Origin of the sequence: Kocuria subflava (assembly GCF_012163155.1) — a bacterium.
In the GTDB taxonomy this organism is placed as follows: domain Bacteria; phylum Actinomycetota; class Actinomycetes; order Actinomycetales; family Micrococcaceae; genus Kocuria; species Kocuria subflava.
In genome coordinates this window covers 1-774 of record NZ_JAAVUN010000109.1, presented here as the reverse complement: position 1 = coordinate 774, position 774 = coordinate 1, and the positions used below count along the sequence as shown (strand labels likewise).

Annotated in this window: 1 protein-coding gene; it reads left to right on the top strand. The window is 69.3% G+C overall.

The window, feature by feature from the left end; all coding sequences use genetic code 11:
• Positions 1 to 696: aldo/keto reductase (locus GTW58_RS13225; RefSeq protein WP_168023574.1), on the top strand; the 696-nt coding region annotated here is incomplete at its 5' end.
• Positions 697 to 774 lie beyond the last annotated feature (78 nt).

The following is a 774-nucleotide window of genomic DNA, read 5'->3' as shown; positions in this document are numbered from 1 at the left end:
GACCCGGAATACATCCCCACCGCGACCGACGACAGCCTGAGGCGACTGCGGGCAGAGGTCATCGACCTCTACTACGTGCACCGCATCGATCCGGAGGTGCCGCTCGAGGACACCTGGGGTGCCATGACGGAACTTGTGACATCGGGGAAGGTGCGCAGCATCGGGCTCTCCGAGGTCTCCGTGGAGCAGTTGCAGCGCGCCCAGGCGATCCACCCCGTGGCCGCGGTCCAGTCCGAATACTCCCTCTGGACCCGCGACCCCGACGGGTCCGGCCACACCTCGGACGGTGACCCTGCCGGCGACGTGATCGGCTGGTGCCGGGACAACGGCGCGGTGTTCGTTCCCTTCTCACCGGTGGGCCGCGGGTACCTCACCGGCGCACTGGGTGGACGTCAGTTCCCGGCGGGGGATTTCCGTGCGCGCAATCCACGGTTCAGGGATGAGGCCAGGGCCACCACCGACGACGTGGTACTGCCGCCGATCCGGAGCGTGGCGGCAAAGCACGGTGTTCCGATGGCAGCCGTGGCGATTGCCTGGACCATGCTGCCCGCCCGTGCCGGGGGCGTGTCCCTGCCGATCCCGGGGACGAGCTCCCTGGAACACCTGGCCGAGAACGCTCGGGCCGTGGAGGTCGAGTTGGACGACGAGGACCTGGCATTGCTCGAGCACCTGCCGGTGGCCGGATCGAGGTACTGACCGAGCGCTCTTCGGGGCTGCCCGCGCACAGCAAAGCGGCCGGGCCTCGGAGCTCCACGACAGGGGGCGCAGCAAGAA